Annotated in this window: 15 protein-coding genes; 6 read left to right on the forward strand and 9 right to left on the reverse strand. The window is 64.5% G+C overall.

Annotated features, from left to right (window positions below; all coding sequences use genetic code 11):
- Positions 1-4: 4 nt before the first annotated feature.
- Genes CKW37_RS19820 through CKW37_RS19845 form a run of 6 tightly spaced genes read left to right on the forward strand, consistent with a single transcriptional unit; the run spans position 5 to position 6,065 of the window.
- Entirely contained in the window at positions 5-2,920 is a 2,916-nt protein-coding gene (locus CKW37_RS19820; RefSeq protein WP_095157581.1) for a monovalent cation/H+ antiporter subunit A, read from the forward strand.
- Positions 2,920-3,264, forward strand: coding sequence for a Na+/H+ antiporter subunit C (locus CKW37_RS19825; RefSeq protein ID WP_009394682.1), 345 nt, complete (start codon positions 2,920-2,922; stop codon positions 3,262-3,264). Before CKW37_RS19820 ends, CKW37_RS19825 begins: the two co-directional genes overlap by 1 nt.
- Entirely contained in the window at positions 3,261-4,946 is a 1,686-nt protein-coding gene (locus CKW37_RS19830; RefSeq protein ID WP_095157583.1) for a monovalent cation/H+ antiporter subunit D, read from the forward strand. Before CKW37_RS19825 ends, CKW37_RS19830 begins: the two co-directional genes overlap by 4 nt.
- Positions 4,943-5,431: a Na+/H+ antiporter subunit E gene (locus tag CKW37_RS19835; RefSeq protein WP_095157585.1), complete on the forward strand. Its 489-nt coding sequence runs from the start codon at positions 4,943-4,945 to the stop codon at positions 5,429-5,431. The genes CKW37_RS19830 and CKW37_RS19835 overlap by 4 nt, the downstream gene beginning before the upstream one ends.
- Positions 5,428-5,706: a K+/H+ antiporter subunit F gene (locus CKW37_RS19840; RefSeq protein ID WP_095157587.1), complete on the forward strand. Its 279-nt coding sequence runs from the start codon at positions 5,428-5,430 to the stop codon at positions 5,704-5,706. Before CKW37_RS19835 ends, CKW37_RS19840 begins: the two co-directional genes overlap by 4 nt.
- Positions 5,703-6,065, forward strand: coding sequence for a Na+/H+ antiporter subunit G (locus CKW37_RS19845; protein ID WP_095157589.1), 363 nt, complete (start codon positions 5,703-5,705; stop codon positions 6,063-6,065). Before CKW37_RS19840 ends, CKW37_RS19845 begins: the two co-directional genes overlap by 4 nt.
- Here the strand turns inward: CKW37_RS19845 and CKW37_RS19850 are convergent.
- The 9 genes from CKW37_RS19850 to CKW37_RS19890 all read right to left on the reverse strand — a co-directional run bounded on the left by CKW37_RS19850 (position 6,059) and on the right by CKW37_RS19890 (position 19,013).
- Entirely contained in the window at positions 6,059-6,259 is a 201-nt protein-coding gene (locus CKW37_RS19850; RefSeq protein WP_177454451.1) for a hypothetical protein, read from the reverse strand. The two genes, CKW37_RS19845 and CKW37_RS19850, sit on opposite strands and share 7 nt — an antisense overlap.
- On the reverse strand, positions 6,256-6,723 hold the full coding sequence (locus tag CKW37_RS19855) for a hypothetical protein (RefSeq protein ID WP_095157593.1): 468 nt from the start codon (positions 6,721-6,723) through the stop codon (positions 6,256-6,258). The genes CKW37_RS19850 and CKW37_RS19855 overlap by 4 nt, the downstream gene beginning before the upstream one ends.
- 395 nt (positions 6,724-7,118) lie before the next feature.
- On the reverse strand, positions 7,119-8,783 hold the full coding sequence (locus tag CKW37_RS19860; RefSeq protein WP_371864313.1) for a methyl-accepting chemotaxis protein: 1,665 nt from the start codon (positions 8,781-8,783) through the stop codon (positions 7,119-7,121).
- Positions 8,784-8,931: 148 nt separating this feature from the next.
- Positions 8,932-9,336: a TraR/DksA C4-type zinc finger protein gene (locus CKW37_RS19865; RefSeq protein WP_095157597.1), complete on the reverse strand. Its 405-nt coding sequence runs from the start codon at positions 9,334-9,336 to the stop codon at positions 8,932-8,934.
- 254 nt (positions 9,337-9,590) lie between these two features.
- Positions 9,591-11,258, reverse strand: a complete 1,668-nt coding sequence (locus tag CKW37_RS19870) for a NahK/ErcS family hybrid sensor histidine kinase/response regulator (RefSeq protein ID WP_095157599.1) — start codon at positions 11,256-11,258, stop codon at positions 9,591-9,593.
- Positions 11,242-12,405: an alcohol dehydrogenase-like regulatory protein ErcA gene (gene ercA / locus CKW37_RS19875; protein WP_095157601.1), complete on the reverse strand. Its 1,164-nt coding sequence runs from the start codon at positions 12,403-12,405 to the stop codon at positions 11,242-11,244. Before ercA ends, CKW37_RS19870 begins: the two co-directional genes overlap by 17 nt.
- A 117-nt stretch (positions 12,406-12,522) precedes the next feature.
- On the reverse strand, positions 12,523-12,594 hold the full coding sequence (gene pqqA / locus CKW37_RS19880) for a pyrroloquinoline quinone precursor peptide PqqA (protein WP_009394664.1): 72 nt from the start codon (positions 12,592-12,594) through the stop codon (positions 12,523-12,525).
- A gap of 111 nt (positions 12,595-12,705) precedes the next feature.
- Positions 12,706-14,226, reverse strand: coding sequence for an aldehyde dehydrogenase family protein (locus CKW37_RS19885; protein ID WP_095157603.1), 1,521 nt, complete (start codon positions 14,224-14,226; stop codon positions 12,706-12,708).
- 209 nt (positions 14,227-14,435) lie between these two features.
- Positions 14,436-19,013: a dermonecrotic toxin domain-containing protein gene (locus CKW37_RS19890; protein ID WP_095157605.1), complete on the reverse strand. Its 4,578-nt coding sequence runs from the start codon at positions 19,011-19,013 to the stop codon at positions 14,436-14,438.
- Between the last annotated feature and the right edge of the window lie 114 nt (positions 19,014-19,127).

Here is a 19,127-nt window from a genome sequence, read left to right on the forward strand (position 1 = left end):
ATCTATGTCCTTGATAGTTCTGCTGCTTCTGCCATTTGTTGGGAGCTGTCTGGCAGGTGTCCTGCCGCACAACGCGCGTAACGCCGAATCCATGCTCGCCGGCATCGTTGCCCTGGTGGGCACGGTGCAGGTTGCCATGCTCTATCCGCAGATCGCCGATGGCGGGGTGATCCGCGAAGAAATCCTCTGGCTGCCGAGCATGGGCCTGAACGTGGTCCTGCGTATGGACGGCTTCGCCTGGCTGTTCTCGCTGCTGGTGTTGGGCATTGGCACCCTGGTGGCGCTGTACGCGCGTTACTACATGTCACCGCAAGACCCGGTGCCACGCTTCTTCGCCTTCTTCCTGGCATTCATGGGCGCCATGCTCGGCCTGGTGATGTCCGGCAACCTGATCCAGATCGTGTTCTTCTGGGAACTGACCAGCCTGTTTTCCTTCCTGCTGATCGGTTACTGGCACCACCGCGCCGACGCCCGCCGCGGCGCCTACATGGCGTTGATGGTCACCGGGGCCGGCGGTTTATGCCTGCTGGCGGGGGTGATCCTGCTCGGCCATGTCGTCGGCAGCTACGATCTGGACAGGGTGCTGGCGTCCGGTGACGCCATCCGCAACCACGCCCTGTACCCGGTCCTGCTGCCACTGATCCTGCTCGGCGCACTGACCAAGAGTGCGCAATTCCCCTTCCACTTCTGGCTGCCCCACGCAATGGCGGCGCCCACCCCGGTTTCGGCTTATCTGCACTCGGCGACCATGGTCAAGGCCGGGGTCTTCCTGCTGGCGCGGCTGTGGCCGGTGCTGTCCGGTACCGATGAATGGTTCTGGATCGTCGGCGGCGCCGGCGCCTGCACCCTGTTGCTGGGCGCCTATGCGGCGATGTTCCAGAACGACCTCAAGGGCCTGCTGGCCTATTCCACCATCAGCCACCTCGGCCTGATCACCTTGCTCCTGGGCCTCAACAGCCCGCTGGCGGCAGTGGCGGCGGTGTTCCACATTCTCAACCACGCCACGTTCAAGGCGTCGCTGTTCATGGCCGCGGGCATCATCGACCACGAAAGTGGCACCCGTGACATTCGTAAACTCAGCGGCCTGTTCCGGCTGATCCCGTTCACCGCCACCCTGGCCATGGTGGCCAGCGCATCCATGGCCGGCGTGCCGTTGATGAACGGCTTCCTGTCCAAGGAAATGTTCTTCGCCGAAACCGTGTTCATCACCTCCACCGCCTGGGTCGAGATGGCCCTGCCGGTAATCGCCACCCTGGCCGGCACCTTCAGCGTCGCCTACGCCCTGCGCTTCACCGTCGACGTGTTCTTCGGCCCGACCGCCACTGACCTGCCGCACACCCCGCACGAACCGCCACGCTGGATGCGCGCACCGGTAGAGCTGCTGGTGCTGACCTGCCTGGTGGTGGGGATCTTCCCCGCGCAGTCGGTCGGCCCGCTGCTGGCCGCCGCCGCGTTGCCGGTGGTTGGCGGCACGCTCCCCGAGTACAGCCTGGCGGTCTGGCACGGCTGGAATGCGCCGCTGATCATGAGCCTGATCGCCATGTGCGGCGGCATCCTGTTGTATCTGGCGCTGCGTACCCAGCTCCAGCAGGGGCGCTTCCGCCATCCACCGCTGATCGAGCGTTTCAACGGCAAGCGCCTGTTCGAGAAAGGCCAGGTGCTGCTGATGCGCACGGCTCGCTGGGTCGAACGCGTCCTCACCACCCGCCGCCTGCAGAAGCAACTGTTCATGCTGGTGACGGCCGCGCTGCTGGCCGGCATGCTGCCGCTGCTGCACCACGGCCTGAGCTGGGGCCACCGGCCGAAGATCCCGGGCTCCGGGGTGTTCGTGATGCTCTGGCTGATCGCCATCGCCTGCGCCATCGGCGCCGCCTGGCAAGCCAAGTACCACCGTCTGGCGGCATTGATCATGGTCAGCGTCTGCGGCCTGATGACCTGCATCACCTTCGTCTGGTTCTCCGCGCCGGACCTGGCCCTGACCCAGCTGGTGGTGGAAGTGGTCACCACCGTGCTGATCCTGCTGGGCCTGCGCTGGCTGCCGCGGCGGATCGAAGGTGTCTCGCCCGCGGCCGGCTCGCAGGAACGGGCGCGCCTGCGTCGTCTGCGCGACCTGGTGCTGGCGGTGCTGGTGGGCGGTGGCATGGCGCTGCTGTCCTACGCCATGCTGACCCGTCCGACGCCGAACTTCATCTCGTCCTTCTACCTCAGCCGCGCCCTGCCGGAAGGCGGCGGGACCAACGTGGTCAACGTCATGCTGGTGGACTTCCGTGGCTTCGATACCCTCGGCGAGATCACCGTGCTGGTGGCCGTGGCGCTGGCGGTGTTTGCCCTGCTGCGACGCTTCCGTCCGCCGCGGGAAAGCATCCAGTTGCCGGCCCAACAGCGTTCGCTGGCTCCGGACGTGGTCACCGACCTGGTCAACCCGCGCAACGCCACCGATACCGCGCTGGGCTTCATGATGGTCCCGGCGGTGCTGGTGCGCCTGCTGCTGCCGATGGCGCTGCTGGTGTCGATGTACCTGTTCATGCGCGGCCACAACCAGCCGGGCGGTGGCTTCGTTGCCGGCCTGGTGATGTCGGTGGCGTTCATCCTCCAGTACATGGTGGCCGGCACCCAATGGGTCGAGGCGCAGATGAGCCTGCGGCCGCTGCGCTGGATGGGCACCGGACTGCTCTGCGCGACCCTCACCGGGGTCGGCGCGTTGTTGTTCGGCTACCCGTTCCTGACCACGCACACCGCGCACCTGCACCTGCCGGTGCTGGGTGACCTGCACGTGGCCAGCGCGCTGTTCTTCGATATCGGGGTGTTCACCGTGGTGGTCGGCTCGACGCTGCTGATCCTCACCGCCCTCGCCCACCAGTCGGTGCGTGCCCACCGCCCGAGCCAGCCCAAACCCACTGCTCAAGGAGCCGCCGCCTGATGGAAGAAGTCATCGCAATAGCCATCGGTGTGCTCGCCGCGTCGGGTGTCTGGCTGATCCTGCGGCCGCGGACCTACCAGGTGATCATGGGCCTGTGCCTGCTGTCCTACGGCGTCAACCTGTTCATCTTCAGCATGGGCAGCCTGTTCATCGGCAAGGAGCCGATCATCAAGGACGGCGTCCCGCAGGACCTGCTCAACTACACCGACCCGCTGCCGCAGGCGCTGGTGCTGACGGCAATTGTCATCAGCTTCGCCATGACCGCGCTGTTCCTCGTGGTGCTGCTGGCGTCCCGCGGCTTTACCGGCACTGACCATGTCGATGGACGGGAGCCCAAGGAATGAGTGGGATGCAACAACTGATTGTCGCCCCGATCCTGCTGCCGCTGCTGACCGCGGCGCTGATGCTGCTGCTCGGCGAAAAGCGCCGGCCGCTCAAGGCCCGGATCAACCTGCTGTCCACCCTCACCGGGTTGTGCATCGCCATCGCCCTGCTGCTGTGGGTTCGCGACCAGGGCCAGGCGACGTCCATCGGCGTTTACCTGCCAGGCAACTGGGCCGCGCCATTCGGCATCGTGCTGGTGCTCGACCGCCTCTCCGCGCTGATGCTGGTGCTGACCGGCATAGTCGGCATCAGCGCCCTGCTCTTCGCCCTGGCCCGCTGGGACCGGGCCGGCGCCAGCTTCCACGCGTTATTCCAGATCCAGTTGATGGGCCTGTACGGCGCCTTCCTGACCGGCGACCTGTTCAACCTGTTCGTGTTCTTCGAGGTGCTGCTGGCCGCGTCCTACGGTTTGCTGCTGCATGGTTCGGGGCGCTCGCGGGTCAAGGCCGGTCTGCATTACATCGCCATCAACCTGTTCGCTTCGTCGCTGTTCCTGATTGGCGCGGCGATGCTCTATGGCGTCACCGGCACCCTGAACATGGCCGACCTGGCGATGAAAATCCCGTTGGTGCCGGAAGCCGACCGCGGCCTGCTGCACGCCGGTGCGGCGATCCTGGCGATCGCCTTCCTGGCCAAGGCCGGAATCTGGCCGCTGAACTTCTGGCTGGTGCCGGCCTACTCCTCGGCCAGCGCGCCGGTGGCCGCGCTGTTCGCGATCATGACCAAGGTCGGCATCTACACCCTGCTGCGCCTGTGGACCCTGCTGTTTTCCGGGCAGGCCGGTGCCTCGGCGTACTTCGGTGGCGAGTGGCTGGTGTACGGCGGCCTGGCGACCCTGGCCTGCGCCGCGCTGTCGATCCTCGCCGCGCAACGCCTGGAGCGCCTGGCCAGCCTGAGCATCCTGGTGTCGGCCGGCACCCTGGTGGCGGCCATCGGCTTCGGCCAGACCGCGGTGACCTCCGCCGCGCTGTTCTACCTGGTCAGCTCGACCCTGGCGCTGTGCGCGCTGTTCCTCCTGGCGGAACTGATCGAGCGCTCGCGCTCGGCCAACGAGATCCCCGAGGACGAAGAAGAAGACGCAATGCCCTCGCCGCTGGAATCGCTGCAGCCGCCCAAGGGCATCAACCTCGACGACGAACAGAAAGCCGTGGTCGGCCAGGTCATCCCGTGGACCATGGCGTTCCTCGGCTTCAGCTTTATCGCCTGCGCCCTGCTGGTGATCGGCATGCCGCCGCTGTCGGGTTTCGTCGGCAAGTTCAGCCTGATCACCGCGCTGTTCAACCCGCTGGGCCTGGGTATCGAGCCGGAGCAGCCGGTGCCGGTCACTGGCTGGGTGCTGGTGGCGTTGCTGGTGCTGTCGGGAATGGCTTCGCTGATCGCCCTGGTGCGGGTCGGCATCCAGCGCTTCTGGACGCCGCAGGAGCGCCCCTCGCCGCTGCTGCGCCTGTATGAATGCGTGCCCATCGTCGCCTTGCTGAGCCTGTGCGTGGTGCTCAGCCTGTGGGCCGAGCCGCTGATGCGCTACGCCCAGGACACCGCCGCCAGCCTGAGGGACCCCGGCGTCTACATCGAAGCCGTGCTGGGCACCCAGCCAATCCCCGGCCCTACCACCTTGAACAGCGTCGGGCAGGTGCAACCATGAAAAAACTCTTCCCCGCGCCGCTGCTATCGCTCTCGCTGGCCGTCCTCTGGCTGGTGCTCAACCTCTCGGTAAGCCCCGGCAACCTGCTGCTGGCGATCCTGCTCGGCATCGTCGCGCCGCAACTGATGGCGCCGCTGCGCCCGCTGCAAGCACGCATCCGCCATCCGGGCACCATCCTGCGCCTGATCCTGCGGGTCGGCGCGGATGTGGTGGTGTCCAATCTGCAGGTGTTTCGCAGTGTCTGGCAAGCCGGGCGCCGGCCGCCGCGCTCGCAGTTCGTGCACATTCCGCTGGACCTGCGCGACGCCCACGGCCTGGCCGCGCTGTCGATGATCACCACGGTGATTCCCGGCACGGTGTGGTCGGAGCTGGCGCTCAACCGCAGCATCCTGTTGTTGCACGTCTTCGACCTGGACGATGAGGCGAGCTTCATCGAACACTTCAAGACCACGTATGAACGTCCGCTGATGGAGATCTTCGAATGACTGGCCTGCTTGCCAACGCCATCATCGCCAGCCTGTTCATCTTCGCCATTGCCATGGCGCTGACCCTGGTCCGCGTGTTCCGCGGGCCCTCGGCGCAGGACCGGGTATTGGCGCTGGACTACCTGTACATGCTGGGGATGCTGACGATGCTGGTGCTGGGTATCCGCTACGGCAGCGATACCTACTTCGAGGGGGCGCTGCTGATTGCCCTGTTCGGCTTTGTCGGCTCGTTCGCCCTGGCCAAGTTCCTGTTGCGTGGCGAGGTGATCGAATGACCGCTCCGGTATTGCCGTTCTGGCTGGAAGTAGTGACCGCCGCGCTGATCCTGACCAGCGCCCTGTTCGCCCTGACCGGTGCCATCGGGCTGTTGCGCCTGAAGGACTTTTTCCAGCGCATGCATCCGCCGGCGCTGGCCTCGACCCTGGGCGCCTGGTGCGTGTCGCTGGCGTCGATCCTGTATTTCTCGGGGCTCAAGGAAACGCCGGTGCTGCATGCCTGGCTGATCCCGATCCTGCTGTCGATCACCGTGCCGGTGACCACCCTGCTGCTGGCCCGCACCGCGCTGTTTCGCAAGCGCATGGCCGGCGAGGACGTACCTGATGAAGTCAGCGGCAGCCCCGAAAAGGATTATTGAGGCGACTGCTCGCTCAGGCGTTGCAGCTCGCGCCTGACCATGGCCGCGTACTCCGCCGGCTCAAGCTGGTAAAGCTGCCCGGCGACCCAGCTCAGCCACTGCCCTTTCAACTCATCGCGGCGCGCCAGCCACTGGCGTGCCTGCGCTTCGGCGCGCGGTTGATGGCTGGCGTGGAATTCACGCCGTCCGCTCACTCGCTGGCCTTGAAGGTCAGCTCGCCCTTGCGCCACTTGGCGGCCTTGGCGGTGGCGGCCTTGAGCACCTTCGACAGACCTTCTTCAATGCGCTCGTTAGCGGCGAACACCATCACCACGCCCTTGCCCTCGCGAAAGACGATGCCGTTGCCTTCCGGCACGCTGACAAAGGCGTACTCGCCCAGGCCATAGATGGTCAGCTTGATTTCACGGAAACGGATTTCGAACTTGCCGCCCTCACGGCTCGGCAGCACGGCAGCGCGGAAGTGGTCGCCGACTTTCAGCTCCAGGCGCTGCTTGTCGTCCACCACCAGCGACTCTTCGGTGTCGATCTCGGCCATGTAAAGGCCTTCGGGGCTCTGCTCGGTGACATAGACGTAACGCGACTGGAACAGCTTGACCAGTTTGCCGCGAAGGTCGCCCAGCACGAACAGGGCATGCATATCGAGATTGCTGACTGCCAATGAAAACTCCTCAAAAACCGGTATCACACAGGCGCACGGGTAAAAGACTCCCACGGGTACGCCGTTCTTCAATTCGAAGTCGGAAAGACTAGTGATTTGGAACAAAAAAGTAGCGGCTTTTTGGCGTTTCGCACTGCGGGAAAACGCACTATTCCATGCCAGCTATTGCCCGGCGACGAACTAACCAGGGAATTTTCCTCTGGGCCGGAACACACTTTCTGACAGCCACTAAGGAAAGAAATGCGGTGACTGTAAGAACAGGGAAGGGAATATGCCCGAAAACACGGAAATCCGTCGAGGCTTTTTGAGCGACAAGCAACACGCGACAAGCCACAAGAGAACGCCTCGTGCGCCGAGGCTTCCTCTTGTGGCTTGTCGCTTGAAGCTTGTCGCGGTTAAGGCATCTTCTCCGGCCGGTAGCCCAGCCGCAGTCCACCCCAATGGCGGCCATCGACCTTGATCGGCACCGACAGGTCGTGCATCAGCTCGCCGGTATCGCGGGTGTAGGTCTGCAACAACACCCGCTGCTGATGGCTGCCGCAGCGAATGCCGGTGCGGTCATCGAACTTGCGTTTACTGCGGTTATGCGCGGTGTCCGTGGCTTCGTCGCCGGTCAGCGGCTGGTTGAAGGCGTTGTTGTGGGTCGGCACATAGCCCTGCTGGGTACAGGCGATCGCATAGATCAGGCCTTCGTGCTCGCGCAGCAGCGGTTCCTGGATACCCGGCAAGATCTGATCGGTGTAGTGATCGAAGCGGGTGCGGTAACGCGCCGGGCGGGTGCCGGGCAACATCTGGTACTGGCGGTCGAACAGATCGTCGTGGGTGATGCGGCCTTCGCGGACATCCGCCTCGAAGCGCTCGCCAATCTGCTGCGCGCCACGCAGGGCGAGGTCGAACACCCGCTGGTGGTACTCGTCCAGGCCCACCTCGGCCAGGCGCTCGCTGATGCTTTCGGCCTGCCCTTCCATCTGCACCGCCGCCTGGGCCAGGCGCTGGGTTTGCTGGTCGCTGGCGGCCAGGTCGCTGCGCATCTGCTCGACAGCCTGGAACAGGCTGTCCAGTTGGGTGCGGGTCGATTCGGTGCCGCCGGCGATCTCGGTGATCTGGTCTTCGACGCCCGCCGCCAGCCCGGCGATGGAGTCCAGTTGCTCACCGGTGTGTTCGACCTGGCCGACGCCGCTGTGCAGGTCGTCGGAGAGCTGGCGAATCTGCTCCACCACCTGGGCGGTGCGCTGCTGGATCTCGGCGACCATCAGACCGACTTCCTCGGTGGCCGTGGCGGTGCGTCCGGCGAGACCGCGTACTTCGTCGGCGACCACGGCGAAACCGCGGCCATGCTCACCGGCACGGGCAGCTTCGATTGCGGCATTGAGCGCCAGCAGGTTGGTCTGGCTGGCGATGGCCTGGATCACCAGAGTGACGCGGGCGATGTCTTCGCTGCGCTGGTGCAGCGCCTCGATCAACTCACGGCTCTGGTTGGCCCGGGCGCTGAGTTGGTGCATCAACTGGATCGACTCGGCCAGCACGGTACGGCCGGCGGCGCTGCTCTCGTGAGCCTGTTGCGCGGCGACCAGCGCCTCGCGGCTGAGCTTCGACGTGACTTTCTCGGTGCCGATCATGACCTCGGCGCTGCTGACGATGCGCGCCGCCGAGGCCAGTTGCGATTGCAGTTTCTCGGCCAGTTGCTTGACCGAATAGGCCACGCCCGCGGCGGACAAGGCGTTGTGGCTGGTGCTCTGGGCCAGGTCGCGGGTCAGGTCGGCGAGCGGATCGCTCACCGCAACCGGCGCCGGGCGCGGGCGGCTGCGCAGGTGTGGCAGCCACAGGGCCAACAAGGCCAACGGCAGGCAGAACCAGAATGAAATACCGGCAAAGGCCATGGCCGCCAGCACCACCACCAATACCAGGCTTTGCAGCAACGTGCCGGACCAGCCGCGCGCCACCTTCGTTGACGGGTCTGGTTGTGCCAGGCTGGCTGGCAGAGATCCTTCTCGCATCATGACTCTGGCTCCGCTTGTTATTGTGGAGTCATTAAACGCCACTACAACGCCATTAGCCATGCTTCCTTGGGCGTAAGCCGACCCGGCCTTGATGCAGGACAATTTCTGTTCTGAGGGGCGAAGTCTGTTGTGGGAGCTCACAGCGCAGGGCCCCCAAACAAAAACCCCGGACACATGGCCCGGGGTTTCAGCTAACAACAGCGCGGAATCAGACCTGACGCTGGTGCTTGTCCAGTTGCTCGTGGCGCTCCTGCGCCTCGATGCAGTACTTGGTGGTGGGGCTGATCAACAGCCGCTTGAGGCCAATCGGCTCACCGCTGTCATCGCACCAGCCAAAGCTGTCGTCGGCGATGCGGCCCAGGGCCATTTCCAGTTGTGGCAGCAGACGCTGATCACGCTCGATGGCGTTGACCAGCCAGTGGCGCTCTTCTTCGACCGAGGCGGCATCGGCAGGATCGGCAGGCGAGTCCAGGCTTTCGATGGTTACACGGCTTTGCTCGATGCGCTCGTGGGTCTCAACCTTCATCGTCTGCAGCAGCTCGGTGAAGAACGCCTGTTGCTCGGCATTCATGTAGTCATCGGCCGGCATGGCCAGCAACTTTTCCTTTGTCATTGATTTCTCTAATAAAAAATTACGTGCATTTAGACGAATCGGGTGCCGTGGTGGCCGTGCCACCGCAGCGGAATTCTTCAAGCACCAATTGGTACTCAATTTACAGGGGGCGGCAGTCTAAGGCCGAGCCTCGTGACGGGCAACAGAAATGACTGTGGTTTTGTCCGAAAAGCCCCCGCCCCGGACAACTCTGGCGCCGGGGGCAGCGTTTATAGCAAATAACCCGTCGCCGCGTGAAGCACGGCAGTGCCCGCTTATCCGAGCAATTGGCTTAAAACCGCACGCAACTTGCCGGGTTTCACCGGTTTATTGAGCAAGGGCGCGCCCAGTCGCTGCATCGCCCGGCGGCTCTGATCACTGCGATCAGCGGTGATCATCACCGCCGGAATCGCCGTGCCGAAGTGTCTGCGCAGGTCGCGCACGACTTCACATCCGGTAACACCATGATCGAGATGGAAGTCTGCCAGCACCAGCTCTGGCGCCCTGCCCTCCAGCACCTGCAAGGCCGCTTCGCGGTCGGTGGCGGTCAGCACTTCGCAACCCCATTGGCCGAGCAACGCGGCCATGCTTTGCAGGATGCTGGTCTCGTTGTCCAGCACCAGCAGGCGCCGACCCGGCAGCGGATCGCCGAGGGCCGGCAGCGGCGCGCTGGGTGCGACCACCGGACGCGGGGCTTCGCTGGATAGCGGCACGTCGATGCTGAAGACCGAACCGCGTCCCGGCCAGGAACGGACCCGCACCTGGCATTCGAGGATCCGCGCAATGCGGTCGACGATCGCCAGCCCCAGACCGACACCCTTGCGGTCGGCGGCGCGGCCGACATCCAGTTGGTTGAATTCGAGGAAGATCGAGTCCAGGCGATCGGCGGCGATGCCGCGGCCGGTGTCCCAGACTTCCAGGCGCAGCATCTGTCCGCGCCGCCGCGCGCCAAGAAGAATGCGGCCCTGTCCGGTGTAGCGGCAGGCATTGCTGACGAAGTTGCGCAGGATCCGTGTCAACAGGCGGATATCGGTGCGGATCAACCAGCCGCCGCTGCGCACCCGCAGGCTCAGCCCGGCAGCTTCCGCCGCTGGCTGGAACTCCGAGGCCAATGGCACCAGCAGTTCGTCCAGGTGGTAGAGGTCAAGGTCCGGCTTGATCGCCGCCTGGTCGAGGCGGGAAATGTCCAGCAGGTCGGTGAGCAGGTCTTCGGCGCCTTCCAGCGCCTGATGGGCGCGCTCCACCAGCAGTTGCTCGGCGTCCGGCAGGCGGCGCTCGCGCAAGGTCGAGATCAGCAGCCGCGCGGCGTTGAGCGGTTGCAGCAAGTCGTGGCTGGCGGCGGCGAGGTATTTGTCCTTGCTGCGGTTGGCGGCCTGGGCGGCATCGCGGGCTTCCATCAGTTGGTTGGTGCGCTCGGCGACGCGCTGTTCCAGTTCGTCGTTGAGCTGCTGCAAACGGGCGTGGTGCTGCTTGCGCTCGGTGATGTCGGCGACGAAGCCTTCGACCACACCCTCCTCGTCCGGCCGCAGCAACAGGTTCATCAGCACGTCGATGCTGCTGCCGTCCTTGCGCTGCAACTGGGTTTCGTAGCCCAGCAGCGCCCGCTCGCGCTGCAGTTCCTGGGCGATGGCCATGAGTTCTTCCTGGCCGCCGACGAACAGGTGCCCGGCCAGGTCGGTGCGCGCCAGCAGCAATTGTTGCGGATCGGCATAGCCGAGCATCCGCGCCATCGCCGGGTTGGCCGCGCGCAGGCCGTCTTCGAGGCTGGCCTGGAAGATCCCGTGCACGGCGTGCTCGAACAGCCAGGTGTAGCGGTTGCGCTCGGTTTCCAGCTCGTCGAGGCGCGCGGCCAGTTCCGGGTAGTGACTCTTGCGAACGGTGTGGTTGCTCAGGCCCAGCAGCCCGGCGAGGGCTTCGTCGCGAGGGTCAGAGGGCCTCGCCATAGACCACCTCGACATCACGCTGGCTTGAGGTTCGGGGGTTGGTGAGGATGCACGGGTCGTCCATCGCATGCTGGGACAGGAACGGAATATCGCTGCCGTTGACCCCGTGCAAACCGAGGGTTTCGTGGAAGCCCACGGCGTGCTTGAAGGCGATCAGGTGTTCGACCAGACGCGTGCGGATCTGGTTGTGGCTGAGCCCGCGGCAGTCGATGCCGAGGGTCTCGGCGATCAGTTTGAAGCGGTCCGGCGCGGCGCTGTAGTTGAACGCCACCACATGCTCCACCAGCACCGCGTTGCACAGCCCGTGCGGCAGGTCGAGGAAGCCGCCGAGGCTGTGGGACATGGCGTGCACCGCGCCGAGGATCGCGTTGGAGAACGCCAGCCCGGCCTGCATGCTGCCGAGCATGATCGACTCGCGCAGTTTGATGTCGCTGGGGGTGGCGATCATCTGCACCAGGTTGCCGTTGATCAGGCGCATGGCTTCCAGCGCATGGGTGTCGGTCAGTGGCCCGTGGCCGGTGGAAACGAAGGCTTCGATGGCGTGCACCAGCGCGTCGATGCCGGTACAGGCCGAGAGAAACGGGTCCATGCTCAGGGTGGTTTCCGGGTCGATCAACGACACGTCCGGCACCACCGCCTTGCTGACGATGGAGAACTTCATGCGTTCTTGCTGGTTGGAGATGATCACGAACTGCGAGACGTCCGCCGAGGTGCCGGCGGTGGTCGGAATCAGGATCAGCGGCGGGCTCGGCACGCGGATGGTGTCGACCCCTTCGAATTCGAGAATGTGCCGGCCGTGGGCGACCACGATGCCGATGCCCTTGGCGCAGTCCATCGGGCTGCCGCCGCCGACGGCGACGATCACGTCGCACTGTTCGCTGCGGTAGCGCTCGGCGCCGTTCATCACTTCTTCGATACGCGGGTTGGGCGAGACGTCGCTGTAGAGGGTGTAGTCAATGCCCTGGCCCTGCAGGCTGGCTTCGATATCAGCGACCCAGCCGGCGGCGATCACGCCAGGGTCGCTGACCAGCAGGACCTTGCGTGCACCGAAGGTGCGGGCGTAGTTGGCGACGTGGTGGCGGCAGCCGGCGCCAAAGATGATTTCGGGGGAGACGAACTTACGCAACTGGCTCAGGTTCGGGCTCATGCAACGCCTTCTTGTTCTTTTTGGGATTGCGCCAGCCTAAAGCAAAGATGGGGGAATGCAATGCGATCATCGGAGCAGCTGCGTCGGCCGCTGGAGTACCGGCCGACGCAAGAGGGATCAACGGTTGGCGAAGTACATCGTCACTTCAAAACCAATACGCAGATCAGTGAACGCTGGCTTTTTCCACATAGGTCCATCCTCTTCTCGCACCACAGGATTGCGGCGCTTCTATTGATACACCGTTTCCGGTGGGGTTCGAATGCTACTTTGGAAGCGTTTTTGCCACAGTTATCCGGGCGATCAGAAGAAGCCCAGCGGGTTGATGTCGTAGCTGATCAGCAGGTTCTTGGTCTGCTGGTAGTGGTCGAGCATCATTTTGTGGGTCTCGCGACCGACACCGGACTTCTTGTAGCCACCGAACGCGGCGTGCGCCGGGTACAGGTGATAGCAGTTGGTCCACACACGACCGGCCTTGATTCCGCGGCCCATGCGGTAGGCGCGGTTGATATCGCGGGTCCAGACGCCGGCACCGAGACCGAATTCGGTGTCGTTGGCGATCGCCAGGGCTTCGGCTTCGTCCTTGAAGGTGGTGACACCGACTACAGGGCCGAAGATCTCTTCCTGGAACACGCGCATGCCGTTGTGGCCCTTGAGCAGGGTCGGCTGGATGTAGTAACCGGTCGACAGATCACCGGCCAGTTGCTCGCTGGCACCGCCGGCGAGGATCTCGGCGCCTTCGTCGCGGGCGATCTGCAGGTACGAGAGGATCTTGTCGTACTGCTGCTCGGACGCCTGCGCGCCGACCATGGTTTCGGTGTCCAGCGGGTCGCCGCGCTTGATCAGCTTGATCTTCTTCAGCACCTCTTCCATGAACTGCGGGTAGATCGATTCCTGGACCAGCGCGCGGGACGGGCAGGTGCAGACTTCGCCCTGGTTGAAGAACGCCAGCACCAGGCCTTCGGCGGCCTTCTCGATGAAGGATGGCTCGGCCTGCATGATGTCTTCGAAGAAGATGTTCGGCGACTTGCCGCCCAGCTCCACGGTGGACGGAATGATGTTCTCGGCGGCGCACTTCATGATGTGCGAACCGACCGGCGTGGAACCGGTGAAGGCGATCTTGGCGATGCGTTTGCTGGTGGCCAGGGCTTCACCGGCTTCGCGGCCGAAGCCCTGGACGATGTTCAGCACGCCCGGCGGCAGCAGGTCGCCGACCAGCTCGATGAACACCGTGATGGACAGCGGGGTCTGCTCGGCCGGCTTGAGCACGATGCAGTTACCGGCGGCCAGGGCCGGGGCGAGTTTCCAGGCGGCCATCAGCAGCGGGAAGTTCCACGGGATGATCTGCCCGACCACGCCCAGCGGCTCGTGGAAGTGATAGGCGGCGGTGGTGTCATTGATTTCCGCGGCGCTGCCTTCCTGGGCACGGATGCAGCCAGCGAAGTAGCGGAAGTGGTCGGCGGCCAGTGGCACGTCGGCATTCAGGGTTTCGCGGATGGCCTTGCCGTTGTCCCAGGTCTCGGCCAGGGCCAGGACTTCCAGGTTCTGCTCGATGCGGTCGGCAATTTTCAGCAGGACGTTCGAACGATCCTGGACCGAGGTGCGGCCCCAGGCATCGGCGGCGGCGTGGGCGGCGTCCAGGGCTTTTTCGATGTCCTGGGCATTGGAGCGCGGGAATTCGGCGATCAGTTGGCCGTTGACCGGCGAGGTGTTGCTGAAGTATTGGCCACTCAGCGGCTGGACGAATTCACCGCCGATGTAATTGCCGTAGCGCGGTTTGAACGTGACGATGGCATCCGGAGTGCCAGGAGCTGCGTAGATCATGGGGTAGGGCCTCTGCTGAGCGGCGCCTGTCGCTGATGACAGGCAGTGATTCGATCTTAGTCAGCCCGGCGGGCATGACGAATCGGCCCTTGGCAGGGATCGGCTACTCATTTGGTAGTACTGCACGGGCCGCGAGCCGCCTGACGGATCTTTAGCGCCCTGGAGATCGGGCGCCGCGCGGGCGGCGCCCATTCCCCCCCGCCCTGCCTCTAAATACCCAGGAACAGCCCGGCAGCCGCCGGCCTGTCAATCTGGCTCCGGTAGATCTGGATCACCTTCTGGCTGCTCTGCTCCATTTTCAGCCGGCACTGCCCGCTGTCGAAGCGCTGCTCGCGGGTTTTCAGGTGGGCCACGAGGAAGTCGGCTGCCGCCGCCTCCAGGCTGGCGTAGTGGAAATGGGCATACCACAACGGCTGCCCGGCCTTGTCGCTGATCACGTATTCCTGCAGGTAATCCCGGTCCTGGCCTTTGCGCCGGGCAGTCGGTTCGCGGCCCTTGGGCCGGGTGATGTCGATCTCGTTCTGCGATTTGAGGTACGCCACGCGACTGATGGTCGGCGGCTGGGTCTTGATGATCGAGATGCGCAGTTGCCGGCCTTCCTCGTGCATCGCGGCGGCCTTGTCCTTCAAGGCCTTGACCTGCGCCGTCGCGCCACGCCCGCCGGACGGGTGGTCCACCTCGTTGTTACCGGTCAGCAGGGTTTCGATCTGCCGAGCCAGTTGCTCCAGCGGACGCGCCTGGTTGGCGAGGATTTCCTCCATCTCGATGGCGATGGTGGCGGTACGCGCCTGCGCGCGGGCCTTCTGCATCTGTCGGTCAGCTTCGGCCAGCAGACTGGTGCTGCGTTTGAGCAAGTTGGCGAGGCCCACCGTCGGCTGCGGGCGCTCCGGCGGCGTCAGCGGCGGCGATTCGGGCTCGACGATCTGCCACATGCCCGGCTCGGCGGTTTCTTCGAAGCGGGCCAATTCATTGTTCTCCAGCGGCTCGACCACCACCGTTTCCGTCTTGCCGGCCTTGGTCTTGCGCTGCCGCGCCACCACCACACCGCGGCTGCGGGTATTGATCACGACCTGCTTGCGATCGACCGGGGGCACATGTTCTTCACTGTCACCGGCCTGCGTGCGAATCAGCGTCGCCAGTTCCTCTTCGGCCTGCTGTTCCAGTAATTGCAGCGACTCGGCAAGCTCCGCGAGCCAGCGCTTTGCCTGGTCGTTGAGCAGGAGCTCGTCCACCATGCGCATCTGCTCGCGCGCCATCGTGTAATTGCGCACGCTGCCGTCAAGAATCGCGATGCGCTCCACTTCGGTAAAAGCACCTTCGGTGCTCAGTTCCAGTTGCATCTGCAGCCCAAACCGTACCAGGTCGACCATCTCGTAGACCTCGACGCCACTCCGCCTCTCCAGCCCGAGAATGAGCACGCCGGTAATGCTGAATTCGGCGGACCTCCAAGCCAACAGCGAGGACTCGACGTCCCTGAGCCGATGAACATCGGCGACCAGTTCCGGCCCCATCGGCAGCACTTTGCTCAGTTGCTGGCAAATCTCGCGGGTCTCGTGGAACGTGAAAATCGCCTCGTCGATGATCGCCTTGGCTTTTTCGCACTCCGCCATCAGCGCGTCATAGTGCTGGTTCCGCACTTCCGTGCTGATCTGAGGGTCGGCAACCCGCGCCCGCAGGACGCGGGAAGCGCCCTTGCTGTCGACCAGTTGCGCCTGCAGGACCTTCACCATTTGCGCGAGGTTGGTCGCCCGCTCGAACAAGTAGCGGGCGTGCTCGTGGTTGAAATTGACCAGGCTCTCCAACTGGTTCAAGGCGACGTAGTTTTCATCGATCCGCTTCATCAATTGACTATGGGCGCGCAGGTGATCGGCATAGCGGCTGAGTGCCGGTGCAGGCGGCGGTTTTCTCTCTCCCACGTCCTTGAGGTCTTGTTCAATCACCAGGCTCAGCGCCAGACGCTCACTCAGGAGTTCGACATGCCGGTTTCCCAGCTCTTTAACCCGCTGCCGATTGGCGGCGCGCAACTGCTCGATGCGGCGATTGAGCGGCATGCCACCGCGCAGCCGCACATGCGCGTCGATTCGCCAGTCGCCGGGGCTTTCGCGATGCAACCAGGGCCCCGGCCGGCCTGACGCGTCAACCACCCGAACCTCACCGTCGTTGATACCCACCTCATACACGCGGCCCTCAAGACGAACCCACCAGCGTTTGTCGTAGAGAAACAGCCCCGCCCAGGGCCCTTCGGCCACCGCTGTGCCCAGTTGGCCGGGCGTCAGGTGTACCTGGAAATGCACCAGGGATTCACGCTGGACCTTGCTCAGGCGCTGGGTCGCGCTCGTCCAACTGAAATCGAGCTGGGACAAGGCGACACCCGAGGGTGAGCTGGTCGGTTCTCGCACCACTAGCGGAGACACCGGCAGTCCCATATCGACCTTCGGCATGTCGGAGGCGGACTCCAGGGTGCTGTGGCCATTGGGCAGGGTAACCAGCAGAAAGGCGAAGTTGAGGAGCTGGATAGCCAGTTGCGATTCCGGCGGCTGTGGTTGCCGCAGATCATTTTGCAGGTCGGCGAAGACCTGCAGCATCCAGGTCGACACGGCAACCGGACCGTTGAGCAGCGGCAGCAAGGCGTTGAACATCAACCAGCCCAGCTCTTGATAGCCGATCCAGCGGTTCTCGCTGTTGGACACCGACTGCGCTTCGGCGCGGCCGAGCAGTTCTTGCGCGCACGACAGGTAAAGCTGCTCCAGCACCTTGCCGCTCAGCGCCTGCTCTCCCACGTCGGCAGGCGCCGGCACGTCGAACGCCGCAAACTCGGCGCCAGCAGCGAAACGCACCACATGCGGCTGCTCGAACCCGCCTTTGGCGTAGATCGGCCTGGCGTGCTCATCCATCCGCGCCAGCAGGTCTTGCTGCAACTCAGGCTCATGGGTCACCGCGTGGAAGAACGCCTCGCGGCTGGCGAACTCGCGCAGCGACTGACGGTGCAACGGGCGGTACAGCACGCTGGGCCCGCTATGGATATCGAAGCGTTCGATCAGGTAGGCGTTGAGTGCGCTATCCGGCGTGGCGCCCTCCTGGCGGATAAAGGTCAAAGGCCGCAAGCGCGCAACATCCGGCGCGCCAAGCACCGGGCGAAACACACCGTTGACCAGGCGCACACCGGCGGCAGTGAGGCCGTCCTGCCCGCGCAGTTTCTTCTCCAGCGCGAGCAACGGCAGTTGCAGGCGAACCTGGTCGATGAACAGGGTCTGACGACGCGCCAACGCCTGCGGGTCATCGAACAGCGCATGCCGCAGCAGGCCGGGATAGGCATTGCCCAGGTCCAGCCGGGTCACCAGCGCCTTCGCATAGTCCAGGGTCAGCCACGGCGGCACCGCGCTGCCGTCGCGCATGCGCACGGAGACGTTTCCGGCGCGCAGTACCGAGAGGTTTTCCAGGGCGAATTGCGGCAGGCTGAAGCACACGGTCTCGCGTGTGCCGCTGGCGACAAAATCGCCGCCGATGGCCACGCCGCTGGCGATCACCCGCTGATTGACCACTTCGACCGCCTCGACGTCGAGCCCGGTCGCCTGCGGATGATCGAGCAGAAGGGCCGCCCGCACCTGGTCCCGGGCGTATTCGAGGATCGGCGGGACATCGTAGAGAAACGATTGGCCGTCACTGCGGCGCTGCAGGATCGCCAGTTCGAGCAGGGCTTCGCCATAGGTTTTTCGGTCCTCGACGCTGCCCTGCTTCAACCAGGCCGGGAGCAAACCGAAATACAGCAGCCAACTCTGGTGCTGACTGTGCTCGCAGATCTGCAGCAACGAGGTGGCCTCGTCCAGGTCTCGGACCAACGCTCCGACCGGGTCCTCGTCGGTTTCAGCCATCGAACCCGCGATCGTATCGATCAGCATCAGTTGCTGTTCGAGCAGCAACCGCACCTGGCTCATGAACACCGATTCACTGCTGGTGTACAGGTGCAGGATGAACGGCGTCACGCCGCGCCGCTCGCCGCCATACGCCAACATGCGCGCCAACGCCGCGCGCGACTCAAAGCGATACCACCTGCCGGACAAGGTATAGAGCATCACCAGGGTGCGTTGTTGCTCGGGCATCACACGCTCGATCCACAGCGCACTGGCCAGGTCGGCATCCAGCCATTGCCGGGGATTGACATCCAGGCTCACCAGCCAGACTTGGGTGTCCTTGAGGTTATCGAACTCGGCACGCTGGTGGGCCTCCGGGCGCACCGCCAGCATCAACGCGGTCGCCGCTTCCTGCGGGTCGAGCAGACCGCTGCCGCGCTCGAGCCCGATGACGCTCTTGCACTGCTGTTGCAGGTAACCCGCCAGCCAGTTCCATGGGCTGGGCTGGTCGTCTGAACCGCGCACCCAATAAGCCACGATCCGCCGTTTGTATTCCTCCAGCAGGAACGGCCCGCACTCGTTGAGCAGGGTCGCCACCGCCTGCACGTCAGTCGTGACCGCCTGGGGAAACTCCGCGCCGTGCTGGAAACTGAGAAAGTCCTGGCCGCTGACCAGCTTGAGGATGCCTGGACGGCAAAAGCGCTCGATCAGCACATCGGCCAGTGTGTCGGCGCGGTAACCGTAGCCCTCCACCCAGCGATAAAGCCTGAGCTGCGCCGGATGCGGGCCGGCGATCCGGCGCTGGTGCCACTGTTGTTCGATGATCTGGAGGGCCACATCGCTGAAGCAGGGGCGCCAGGCGAAGTGTTGGGCAATCGGCCCACAGAGCGTTGCGCTCAGGGCCAGTTGACCGTAGGGCGACAGGGTCGGGGTCATGCTCAAGCGTCCTTGTTCTGGATGAGAGCGCATTTCAACCCCGAGCCCGGTGCTTCTGGCGGTACATTGTGCTGGGCCCGACTCACCCTGAGCCGTGCCCTGCGCTACAGCGAG

Origin of the sequence: Pseudomonas sp. Irchel 3E13, from assembly GCF_900187455.1 — a bacterium.
Lineage (GTDB): Bacteria > Pseudomonadota > Gammaproteobacteria > Pseudomonadales > Pseudomonadaceae > Aquipseudomonas.

Bases quoted from the DNA above. Each gene is read 5' to 3' on its own strand.
- CKW37_RS19820 (WP_095157581.1), top strand. From the start codon at position 5: ATGTCCTTGATAGTTCTGCTGCTTCTGCCATTTGTTGGGAGCTGTCTG.
- CKW37_RS19825 (WP_009394682.1), top strand. From the start codon at position 2,920: ATGGAAGAAGTCATCGCAATAGCCATCGGTGTGCTCGCCGCGTCGGGT.
- CKW37_RS19830 (WP_095157583.1), top strand. From the start codon at position 3,261: ATGAGTGGGATGCAACAACTGATTGTCGCCCCGATCCTGCTGCCGCTG.
- CKW37_RS19835 (WP_095157585.1), top strand. From the start codon at position 4,943: ATGAAAAAACTCTTCCCCGCGCCGCTGCTATCGCTCTCGCTGGCCGTC.
- CKW37_RS19840 (WP_095157587.1), top strand. From the start codon at position 5,428: ATGACTGGCCTGCTTGCCAACGCCATCATCGCCAGCCTGTTCATCTTC.
- CKW37_RS19845 (WP_095157589.1), top strand. From the start codon at position 5,703: ATGACCGCTCCGGTATTGCCGTTCTGGCTGGAAGTAGTGACCGCCGCG.
- CKW37_RS19860 (WP_371864313.1), bottom strand. From the start codon at position 8,783: ATGGCTAATGGCGTTGTAGTGGCGTTTAATGACTCCACAATAACAAGC.
- CKW37_RS19865 (WP_095157597.1), bottom strand. From the start codon at position 9,336: ATGACAAAGGAAAAGTTGCTGGCCATGCCGGCCGATGACTACATGAAT.
- CKW37_RS19870 (WP_095157599.1), bottom strand. From the start codon at position 11,258: ATGGCGAGGCCCTCTGACCCTCGCGACGAAGCCCTCGCCGGGCTGCTG.
- ercA (WP_095157601.1), bottom strand. From the start codon at position 12,405: ATGAGCCCGAACCTGAGCCAGTTGCGTAAGTTCGTCTCCCCCGAAATC.
- CKW37_RS19885 (WP_095157603.1), bottom strand. From the start codon at position 14,226: ATGATCTACGCAGCTCCTGGCACTCCGGATGCCATCGTCACGTTCAAA.
- CKW37_RS19890 (WP_095157605.1), bottom strand. From the start codon at position 19,013: ATGACCCCGACCCTGTCGCCCTACGGTCAACTGGCCCTGAGCGCAACG.